The sequence below is a fragment of the Fulvivirga sp. genome, assembly GCF_040218215.1.
In the GTDB taxonomy this organism is placed as follows: Bacteria; Bacteroidota; Bacteroidia; order Cytophagales; family Cyclobacteriaceae; genus Fulvivirga.
The window spans coordinates 132,734-144,953 of the sequence record NZ_JAVJQL010000017.1 but is presented as its reverse complement, the minus strand read 5'-3'; the positions used below and the strand labels follow the sequence as shown (position 1 = coordinate 144,953).

General features: G+C 40.4%; 4 protein-coding genes. All 4 read right to left on the bottom strand.

Features of this window, described 5'->3' with window-relative positions; translation table 11 throughout:
• Window positions 1–2 precede the first annotated feature (2 nt).
• Entirely contained in the window at window positions 3–206 is a 204-nt protein-coding gene (locus tag RIB54_RS13430; protein WP_350101391.1) for a helix-turn-helix domain-containing protein, read from the bottom strand.
• A 338-nt stretch (window positions 207–544) separates the two neighbouring features.
• The gene (locus RIB54_RS13425) at window positions 545–1,096 is read right to left on the bottom strand and encodes an REP-associated tyrosine transposase (RefSeq protein WP_350101390.1); all 552 of its coding nucleotides are present in this window, start codon (window positions 1,094–1,096) and stop codon (window positions 545–547) included.
• A gap of 479 nt (window positions 1,097–1,575) precedes the next feature.
• Entirely contained in the window at window positions 1,576–1,707 is a 132-nt protein-coding gene (locus RIB54_RS13420) for a hypothetical protein (RefSeq protein WP_350101389.1), read from the bottom strand.
• 315 nt (window positions 1,708–2,022) lie between these two features.
• Window positions 2,023–12,219, bottom strand: a complete 10,197-nt coding sequence (locus RIB54_RS13415; protein ID WP_350101388.1) for a leucine-rich repeat domain-containing protein — start codon at window positions 12,217–12,219, stop codon at window positions 2,023–2,025.
• Window position 12,220: the final 1 nt, after the last annotated feature.

Here is a 12,220-nt window from a genome sequence, read left to right as displayed (position 1 = left end):
TGTTATTGCTTAAGGTCAATGCTAATCTGTAACCCCAACACCTCACAAAGCTGGGACAAGGTTTCTATCTCAGGATTGGCCTTGCCTTGTTCTATAGCACGCAGTGTACGGTCAGAAATACGGGCCATATCGGCCAGTTCTTGCTGACTGATTTTAAGAAACTTACGCCTTTGTTTTATGCGCTCACCTAGCTCAACTAAATTCATATCGGAAATATATTACCCATTACTGGCAATAGTAGTAATTTTTATTCAATATTTAATCTATTTAGGGAATATATTACCGATTTATATTCAAAAAAGCAGCATTTTGTATTGATGGAGATAAAATCGGCAATATATTTCTTGTTGTGTATTTAAATTTACTGAGTTGGTTCAAGTTTGCGACTTGGACCTCGAACATAAATTATTCTATCAAGCTTATGTTTATCAATCCTTTCCCTTTTACTAGCGCTCGTTTGCAACGAGTGCTTACTATTTACTAGCCATTGTTCCAGCCATGCTCTCACCACGGCTGGCGCACGCGTGTCGCGTGTCCTTTACACTCAACCATTAACATAATCAATTTCTATTATTCCTTTCCCTCCACAATAATCAATTGCACTACTGTATTTCCAATGCCATGGTTCTATGACAAAGCCTGATACCACTGGATTATTGTGAATGTAGTTCACCTTTTGGTCTATCACATCACTACTCCATAGTGCTATTGGTTTATTATTATGCTGCCATAGCTGACTACCCGTTACATTGCTGCTTTTTTCACCTGCTTTTTTCAACATCCATAACAGCCATTCTTTTCTGCTTTCCTGATTATTGTTTTTTATGGCTGCTTGTAGTTGTTTCGAGGTAAATTCTTTAAACCTCCCAAGCACATTTTCAGGATTTCCGTCTTTGGCCCTAAAAATCATATGAACATGGCTTGGCATAATACACCAACAATAAATTTCCAGTCCCTTGTTTTTTCTACAATAGTCAAGACTCTCAACTACAATGGAAAAATACGCTTCCCTGACCAGTATATCTAGCCAGTAAACTGCTGCAAAACTTACAAAATATAAACCCTCTTTGTCATGAAATTTATACTTGCGACTCACATATCTAAGATATGTTTTTCTAGTAACTTATGGACACGCTTATGTTTTCTGATGGATAGGACGGGATAGGGACACACGCGAAACGCGTGCGCCAGTTAGGGCCAGCTAGGTCTATCTCTAATAGATTATTTGCAATGTTGCTACGATAACAACATGATAACAAAGGCATAGCTGAAACCTATGCCTAGTGTTACTTTTTTAAACTACGCCTAGGTGGGGTTGCCGACATGCTGTGCATGGTGGCATTGTTATTCCATATATACTTCACTATACTTTATTTACCTCACCACCATGCAAAGCATGGCGGGAACGGGGACTCATTCTAAATTAATACTTTTTTAAGCAATACATTTTTGCCACTTATAGTACACTTTTGTAACATATTGGTAGCATAAAGAAAGCTCCTACAAACAAAATACCCAGACAGGCCTATCCTTCTTTAACATACCACCATGTACAACATGGCGGCAACGGAGGGATTAAACTTTTAATCCATCTATCTCAATCCCATTTTTCTGCAATACATTTACGATTTCCCTACTTTTCTTCTTAGAAATAACATTTTTAGCCAGAATAGATTTTTTATATAATCTTTCATTTCCTTGCTTCATATAATAAATATGAAAATATCCAGTTCCTCCGGTTGTAGATCTAAATTCAATTTTTTGGATCGAAATATCACTAATGTTTATGGACTTAGAATAAAATCGTAGTAAAAATCTTTGACTTATACCATTTTTAAAAATACTCGTTTCATATAATGAAAATTGCAAAAAAATTATAATTACTACAATAATTACTAATAGAGTGTAAACAAAAGGGACTAGAAAGAACCACCCTATAACAGCATATAGAAAAAGCGAGTACGTGATTATTGCAAAAATAACAAAATCATAATTGGGTGGATTTTTGAACAATGGCTTCATTTATTTCATTTTTTCCTTTTCGGGTAAGCTATCTTTTGTATCGTTTACTGTTTGCAAATCAAATACTGCATCCAAAGCTTCAATAGCTTTTTGTATCTCAGGAATCTTGTCATTAAACTTAAATCTTGGGTTTAACATATCTTTTTTAGTTCTTAAATCCAAAATACCTCCAATAAATTTTGCCGCTTCTATCTGTTCTTTAGTAAATCTTGACTCAAGAAATCCTTTACTGTCTGAGCTGTTAATTGCCACAATATCATCAGCAGAAAAAATTATTGTTGACCCATCTGCAATAAAAGACACAGTTAACGAAAGAGCACTTGCTCCTGCAGCTCCTATCACAAAAGACCCCCCACTAGCCACGATCGTCACAACGGCAATAGAAGTTTTTGCTTGCCTCTCAACCTTATCCTGCTCAACCAATATTTTATGCATATTCTTTAAATGACTAATTGTTCTTTCTTTACTCTCTTCAATTCTTCGCCCAATGTCAGCTACTCTAAGAACAAGTTCTTCATCAACAAGAAGTAGATTATCCTGACCTGTAAGAGGTCCTTTTACACTAAAGAAAGCATTAGGATCACTAACCGTCACTAGTTTATCAACATATCCATATTGTCGAAGTGCTTCTGGATTTTCTGGCTTTCTATTTTCCCACCTTTTTAACATGGCGGTTAAAACGGATTTTTGTGTTTCAAATGAAACATCATAGTTATCCATTGTCCTTTTAGTAGAGTAAAATAAATCACTCAACCATTTAGAATGTATTTTATATTCTTCCAATCCATCTAAATCAATTGCCTGTATTGGTGTGTTCCCTGCAAATTGATAAGGAGTGTACCATGGATATGAGGCTGCCAAAGGATCCACACTCAAGAACCTCCCCAGCGCGGGGTTGTAAATACGGAAGCCATAATCATAGGCATTTAAGCCCCATTCTCCTGTCTGGTCTTTCTCCTTACCGTTAAAGCCATAACGGTAAGCCACTAAATCCGGGTTGTAAGGGGCATCGGGTACCAGCTTCTCGTGGATCACCATCATATCGTCAAAATACACGTCCCTTACTAAGTCGCTCTCGTTGGAGGTATAAACGAAGATGTAGCCGTCTTCTGAAGCTATGTATTCGGTTTGTAACTGTTCAAAGTTGTTTTCAGCAGTCGGGCTCAGCAGTTTAAACCCACCGTCAACAAAATTGTAGTTATTGTCAAAATGTAGAAAATTAATACCTGCCATCAACTCCGGACTATTAGGGTCATCTGTTTTGGCAAGAACAAGTCCTTGTGCCAGCACATCACTCACAAAATCAGTAATGGCCTGCCCTTCTGTACCACCCGGTATAGTAAAGGCATCAATAAATGCATCGGTAAGGGAAGCCGCTATGTCTGTGGCATTATTGTTCTCAGGCACAAAGTATTTGCCATAAACCTCAGCACTCACCTTATCCCCTGCCTGTACCTTATAACTCTTGGCCAGGCCAATAATACCACTTCCTGGTATTGACAGGCCTCCGTCTTCAAACGTTTCACCATAGTCAACCCCATTAAGCACAAATGAATAGCTTGCATCTACAGCATCAGTGTGATTGTAGTTTACATCATTGATTATGGTCTGATCAGCATAATTGTCAAATTGATCTATCTCATTAAGGATATTGCCCGGCTCCATGGTGGCCAATACGGTATCGGGCTCCCAACGCACGGTTGGCAAGTCCATACCATAAGGGTAATAAGCCGAAGCACTGACAATATTTGGTTTAAAATCTGATGGGGTACTGCCATCAATCGTGCTTAACTTACGGTCGGTCACAACTGCCCTAACGTTGCCCAAATGGTCTTTTAGCTCATATTGCTTTCTGTCCAACACACGGGTGTACACATTGGCTGCTGCAGCATCTTCTGGTCCACTGGCAGCAGCTATTTCAAAGAAATCACCATCTACCCCCTGCTCAAAGCTAAAGTCGGGCTGCAAGGTGAGCACTACCCCTTGTTCCAACTCATAGTTTACACCCTCATAAGCATCTACCGCCTGATCGGCATCAATTGTAGCTTTACCATCCTGGTTATTTTCCGTAGCTCCTTCCGGGGTGTAAACACCCAATCGGTCACTGCCGTATATTGGCATTTCTATCAGTTTAGGGTCTTCTACAGCACCCTCTATAGCAGAACCACGGTAGGTGGCCATAATATTGCCCGAAGCATCGCGCACATAAAAGGTATTGTACTGGTTACCAAACTCGTCAAGCGTTTTCTTGGCTACCCTGTTACCAGCAGCATCATAGATAAATTTGGTACCTGCACCATTGTCTTTATTGATGGCGTCTACTTTGCCATATACCGTCCAGTCTATGGCCATGGCCTCCTGCTCATCACGGGTAAGGTTGCCTATTTCGTCATAGGTATAATTAGCATTATCCTGATCTTCTATGTCTTTGTTATGGATGCTTTCATCTGTTATGTCATCATCTACAAAGTCGAGACGGTTATTACCTGACTGTAGGTGATAAGTCAATGCATCAAAGTTGACTGCATCGATATCATTACGGCTCAATGTTTCTAAGTTGCCATTGGCATCTAATGTGAATTGGGCACCAAAACCACCACGGTCGTAGAAAGTTTCATTACCGCCATCATCTTTTCGGTAAACATTAAAGCGGCTATCTTTTATCCGGTTCAGCTCGTCATACTGGTACTGGAAGCCGGTACGCATCCAGCTTTCATCAGACGCTTTGGTGGCTACCTCCCATGCGCTGATGTTGCCATTATAAAGATCGCGCTGTGGAGCCGCTGCCAGCAGTCCGTAGCTGCCAGTAGCGCTGCTATAGTCGCCACTGTAATAATTCAGTGCCATGGCAAAAGCATCAGCACCAACATTACTTTGGTTTTCACCATCGGCTGTATTGTTGATGGCCTTTAACCAACCATGGATGGTATAGATATAGTCTAGTTGCTGCACTTTGTCTTCACCAATCACAGCGGATTTTAAAGGGCCGTGGGCATAGTATTCATAAGAGGCATCAGTATCCCAAAGGAAGCCGTCTTTAGAGGTTTCTACTTTTACAATACGATTATCGGCATCATAATCATAGCGATGGTAATACTCATCGACCTCACCAGGGTTGTAACTCACCTGCAGTACATTACCACTCAACAAGTCATAGGCGTATTCAATGGTTTTCTGACCAAGGCCGGGCACGTCTTGTACCAACCAGCTGACATTGCCATGCGGGTCGTAATTGTAAATGGTATAGGTCCTGTCTGTGGTTGTGGCATCCGAGCCGTCTTCATCCAGATAGGAATAAGACACCCTGTTGCGCAGGTATGGTTCCTGTGCCCTTCCGCTTTCTATAATACCCTCAAAAGGGGTAGTATATACCGTTCTGGTAATCTGTGCGCCTACTTCAGGTAAAGCAGGATCGTTGATCACCTTGGTAACACCGATGGTGTTGGTATTTTCATTGCTTTGGCCTACTTCTACAATACGCCCAAGGGGATCATATTTGGTATAGCTATAGGTGCCGTCTGCCTTTTGTTTTGCATTTTGAGAATAGCGCAGCTGCCCAATGGTGTTGTAGTAAAACTGGGTTTCACCCCCATCAGGACTTTCCTGACTGACCAACTGACCAAGGCTGTTGTAGTGGTATTTGGTCACCATTTGGTGATCATCAGCATTGCTAGTGTTAAAACCAACAGGAGGCACGGTGCGCATCAGGTTGCCCGCCCTGTCATAATAGTACAGCGTGTAGTGATGGTACCCCAGGTTATAGGTTAGGGTGAAGTCGTCATTGACAGCCGTAGGTGAGCAATTGGTTTCATAGGCAGCTTCAAAAGCTGTGGTGTACTTATTAACGTATTCTGCTTTCTGATAATCGATAGCAGAAATAATACTATTGGCACTCAACTCTTCACAGGTGTAAGGAATACCGGTGTAGACGTAATCTTCCAGCCCAATAGGCACCTCGATTTCCTGAGCTGGCTCATCAAAACGGAAGCAGAGGGAGGCGGTGAAGCAGGTGTTGTTTACCTCGGCAACAAGGGTTTGTTCGTGGCTGTAGAGTGTTAAGCCTGTTACGACAGTATTGGTTACTTTACAACGATATATACCGGCATCATCTTCTGTGGTTGACGCTAGAACTAGGTCGCTACTACTACTTACTAATCCAACGGGATTCCAGATTTCACCATCAAATTTCTCCCACTGATAGCGATTGTTGATGCCAGGGGTGGTAAAAGGAAGGGTGAATGATTGACCTAGTGTGAAGGTAAATTCTTGAGGCGTACCTAGTATGGTTTTTTGAGCACCGTAGGCTACATTGACTAGTTTTGTTCCTGACTGATCAAATAAGTTTTCTAATTCACCGAAATTATAGTTGTTATAATTTAAATCAATACTTATGCCGTTTGAAAACTGGTTGGGAATGTATCCTGAAAGCTCATTGCCACTGACGTATAAATAATCCAAGTTCTCAAAAGAGAATATTTCTTCCGGAATGTATCCTGTCAAATTATTATTTCTTAATAATAAACGTTTCAGTTTAGTTAAACCAGAAAGAGTAGTAGGAAAATCTCCATTAAGATGATTTGCATTAAATACTTCTTCATTTCCGCTTGATAACACAATAAATTCAAGATCAATTAACTCCCCAAGAGATTCCGGTAAGTTGCCAATTAGGCCTGATTGATAAAAAGCTATGTGTTTCAAACTTATCATTTCGCCTAGATTAGCCGGTAATTCTTGTTGGAAATTATTGTAATTCATTTCCAGAGTTTCTAGATTCTCTAGATTAGTCAAAGAGGAAGGAAAAGATGTAAATTGATAATCTCCATTATAAATGGAATTTAGCGTAAGGCTTGTTAGTTTAGTCAAACTACCCAAAGAGGATGGAAGATCTCCCTCCAAACGATTCTCCGATAAATTAAGCCTTAGTAGCTCTGTCATACCGCTAAAAATATCGGGTATATTTCCTTCAATTAGGTTACTAGCAAGGTTAAGTGTTTCCAATGAAGTTAATTTATTAAAGGATTGAGGGATGTTTCCAGTGATTTTGCTATTGGCAATTTGTAAGAACTCTAAGGGAGAATTATCTATAGTAATTATGGGTAATGGCGAATTGAAGTCACAACCACTCATAATCAAAGTTTCTAAAGCTAAATGATTTAAGAGCTCCGGAGGAATTGCACCAGATACTTCTGGTTCATATATATATATTGATAAAATATTAGGGATTTCGCCTAGCTCTTTAGGAATGGAGCTCTGAAAGGAATTAATAAAACTTAAATCTGTTAAATTAACAAATGAATCATCAAGCCATGTAGGAATTGTACTATTAGTCAAGTCACAATTCCAAATCTCCAATTGTTCTAAAGAGTTTGACATATTGGTTAAATCAGGAAGTATTCCAGTCATTCCACTAAGCTTTAATTCTTCAAGCTTCGATAAAAAAGCTATTTCAGATGGAATTAAGACTGTTTCTCCATTAGCCGCCCAAAGATGCAATTCTACTAGCTCTGATAATAAGGAGAGTTCCTCAGGTACAGTACCTGAAATTCTAATAGGAGCACTTCTGAACAATCCTACAACATCACCATTTGCAACACGAACACCAGCCCAACCGGTAAAGTCTTGGTATGTAACTGTTGTAGGGTCCTTCCAATTGGGATAATCCCACCCTTCCATAGTATACCAATTTATTCCTCCAGCACTTTCAAAAATAGCACGAAGTGCCATATACTCAAGATCATCAGGAACCATATTGAAGGAAGATGGCGCTCCAGTTGCACTTCTTTGAGCAAAATTGTTTTTTAATGTACTCTCTCTCTCTTTAATATATGCATTATACTCTTCTGCATACCTAATCGAGTCTTCAATTCTTAATTGTTCTAAATATTGCAATTCAAGTTCATTGAACTCATTATTTTTATAACTATTTGAAGCGAAGCTGGCACTTTGTCTTTGCATTGGAATAACCTCAATTCCTTCTTCAACCGGAAAAGATGTATAATCTAAAAAGTCCCATCCATCTTCATCAGGGCAAGATCCACCACCATTTTGCTTTACATTCACCTCAAAAGTAGACGTCATTACCTTTTGGATATTGGCAATATTTTCTGCGGTGCCAATCCCTACTTTATTACCATTGTCATCAGTAATAAACTCTATCTGGCAGTAGCCTTTACAGTTTTCTACCAGCGCTTCAGTCATGGCCTCTATTTGGCAAAGGTCAAAATCAAATACTGCAGGATCGCGTGGGGCACCTATAGAAAGGTATATGCCTGTAAACGGGTCTTGCTCCAATGCTCTGGCATCACCTTCTACGTACAGTTCTTGACCATGAATATCGTTAATTACCGCCTGTCGGAAAGCATCGCGCTTACTCTCACAAGTTTCTTCGCACAGGCCTACTAATGGAAGCAATACTTCGTCATCCAGCGTTTCATCTCCATCGCTATTATAGTCACCAAACTTGATACAGCTGTATATTTGCTGTTTTTCCAGTTGTGGTAGTGCTGCATACCTAGCAGCTTCATTACCATCAATGCTTGCATTACCCTGCTCGCTGTCATAAAAGTCAAGGCTGCCTTCCATGCAATTGTTCATTTGCTCGTCACTGGCATTGTAATAGAATAATTTGTATGCCTCAGACAGTTGTGCAGTGGTAGGTATAGAGGTGTAAAAGCCTGTTTTCCTCAAGCCAATAGCGGTGGTAATGTCAGGATCTTCACCTTGGGCCAGCAGGTCAATTTCCTTGAGTTTCAAATCAAGGGTTCTAAAAAAGTTATCGATCAGGTTGTATTCATAAGCCTGATCAGGGAAATCCTCAGGAATTTCAACATCACCATTGTCAGTGGTCATGTTGCTCAGGTACTCATAATTTTGAACCTGTTGCTTCCATACGTCCCATACTATCTGGCAGTCGTAGAGGGTTGTACCTGTGCCACCAGTTTCCTGCAGCAAGTTGAGCATCATACCATTGAACTCCCCTACTGTAAAGTTTATCGGCTCGTGCACAGGACTGTACTTATAAGCCAACCAGTCAAAGGTATCATCAGGGTCGATATCATCAAGAGGTAATCTTAGCGGTGGCGAATTGATAGGACGTGGTCTTTTGACTATGTCATTACGCCAATAGTCAATAAAATATCCAACAAAATCCTGTCCTTCAGGTGTGGTACAGTCTATAATTTCATTGCAGGTATCAACAAGGTAAGGCAGTTTGATAATTTCACCATCACAACTCAGTGGTATTAAGTAATTCTCTTCATTTGCATCTAACTGGTAGCCCTCACTGCTCAAATGAGCATACAATGCGTCCAGGTCTGTCTGCCCGTTACGAATGTAAGTATCAATAGGGCCAAAAATGGCGGCTAACTCTGCCCTATAGTCATCTGCCACTGCAGCCAGATGATCATCAATAAATAAATTACCAGTATCTGAAGATCGGTTACCAGTACTTACCCGCTTCTCTAAAGAGTAGTTACCTGCTTCAATATCCAGAAAAAATTCTTTAGTGTACGGCACTGCTGCGCCACAGTCCACAGAGGTAGGCGCTATGGTATATTCAGTAAGTGTGCTTGTTTTAGAAGGATCCTCCAGATCATGTAAAATGAAGGTCACTTGATAGTCGCAGGTTTTACAGATGCTGCTGCAAATGTCTGCTATTGTAGCCGGGCTCAGCGTATAATTCACACTCAGTTCTGTGGGTACTGTAAAAACAAAATCCTTGCGACTGGAACTGCTATTAGTGCCAAAAGGTGCTTTTTCAGTGATTGATTCTGTGACGGTTTTTGTGGCCTCATCTCTGGTTCCTAAACCATCAAGGTTCTCGTTTCCAGTGCCTATAACAAGAGCTGTAGCCAGCGTTTTACCATCCTTAGCCTGATAATTGATACTCGCGGTATTATTAGCATCTACAATAATAGATTTGGTGGTATTATCCGCCACCGGGGCCTGATTACCGAACATAAAGTCAAGCTCATCTTGCGCCACTCCAGCATAATAATAACGTATTGTATGTTCACCCCCTATGCCATGTTCAGCTCCAACACCCGATTGTTTCTTGATCCGGCCAGTTCCATCATTGGTATAAATAGTTCGGGTAAAGGGTACGCCATTGGCATCTGCAACATTTTGGTTAATGCCATTATCAGCATTACCATAATAACCCGAATCTGACCCTGTTTTATCAAGATAGGCCGGAGTTGGATTATCTAGGTTTGTGTCTTCGTCAAAGTTTTCAGGGCTATAGCTATCCGTTCCATCGGTCAATAAATTACCTTCATAGCCCAATCCGCCTTTGCCCTTTATAGGTACAGGTAATGATTGTAACACATCACGGCCGCTAAAATCTTGGAGCGTTTGGGTACCCACTACAGTAGAAGTAGACTTCAGCCGGGTCTGCTGTTGTTTTATCCGTTGAAGACCATCTGCAAATGTTAGCTGCTCGCTAATTTTATTTTTTTCAGTAAAGGTTCTACTGTAAATAAAGTTTTTGTCCTCATCAGGTTGCACATAATTAAATGTTTGCACCGCTGGTGGCCAGTCATTAAAATTATTATTGTTATTAAAACCACCAACAGCACTACCTACAGGCCTAACCTGCCACGCATACTGACCACTGCCTTCTGCTAAGGTAAGTACAACGTCTGTATCAGAATTTTCAGAATTAAATAGTAAAGCATTATCCCATCTCTTACTGGCACTTTCGGGAACAGACTCTCCTTCAAAAACTTTGAGTACCCTGAGTTGATAGCCATCCACAAGATTACAGCTTGAACTCCAAGTAAAATCAACATCCCAGCTGTCAGCACTTAATGGTGTTGCCTGTTGGCCAGACAGTACTACTTCTTCAATACTATTAAGTAGTTCGTCTTCTACTTTGGCCCATAACCGGACAACGTTCTCTACTCCCCCAACAATGCTATAATTGCTGACTTCAATGCTGACCGTTCTTATATCACTAAAATCAATATCAGGGGTAAGTACAATCAGCGTTTCTGGCTTGTCTTTAGTGATTTTCAAGGTTCGTTGCTCTGTAAATAGGGAATTTTCCGGGTCAGTACTTCCTATACCTTCAATACTTAAATCAACAGTCCCTGAGAACTCATATTGACCGAAATCATAGTCAATACCTAAATCAAAACCCACTTTTAAATCAAAGCTAACGAGTTCTGAACGGCAGTCAGAAGACCGTTCAGCACATGTATTGAAGGCCAATAACATTGGGCTCCCTGCTGTAAGCTCTGTATTTCCAAAAACTATTTCATCTACTCTGGACTGGCTATCTTCTCCAAACAGTGTAAGTGAAAATGCTGTACCATTACCACAATCGTTTTGCGGTGAAATACTAATGGGATAACTACCTGCTGCATTAAAAGTTATGTCTACACTACGCTGGGCCGCATCATTAAATGCATAGGACAAACCTGCAGGCGCTGTACCCCAGTCAAAATACGTTGCATTTTCCGAGCCTTCAATGATGTAGGTTTCGACATTTCCCACACATGTATTGGTGAGTCCGGAAACCGATGCAATATCAGTGACAGGAGCTTCCACACTGACCGATAACGAATAAGTACATTCGCTATGATCTGATTTTGTGCTGGTAATTGTATAATCCCCAGGGGCAGGAAAGGTTACTGAGATTGTATTAGTGTTTACATTGAAGGTAGCTCCGTTAGATACTTCCCAATTATATGTTTCAGTGGCATTGTCCAAAACAAAATCATAACTGCCTGCATTGGGGCAAATGGTCCCTGATCCAACTCTTGCAAGGGCCACCTCCTCTTCACAGATGGTACTTATATTAATTACCCTCTCGATAGGCTCATAATTAGGGTTAGTTTTTTTGCATTCATTAAAAAGAACAACACTCAACAAATGTTCACCTGAAGAAAGAGGCGGAATGGTTATCAGTATGTTTCTCTCACCATTATTTTTCTGTATCGCAAGTCCGTCAATACGCCACTGATAATGTGCTACTTCAATAACCTCTGAGTCATTAATTGGTACCAACAACCAAAATGGATAGGTCTCTCCAACATAAAATGTTTGAGAACCATCGATTAAAATAGCTTTTGAGGCTATGAATGCCTTTTCCACTGGAAAAAGCGGGGGCGTTTCACACGGCTTGCTCTGGCTATATACCGTATTGAGGTTGCCTAATATAAATAAGATGAACAGATAGATTCCTTTTCTTATCATT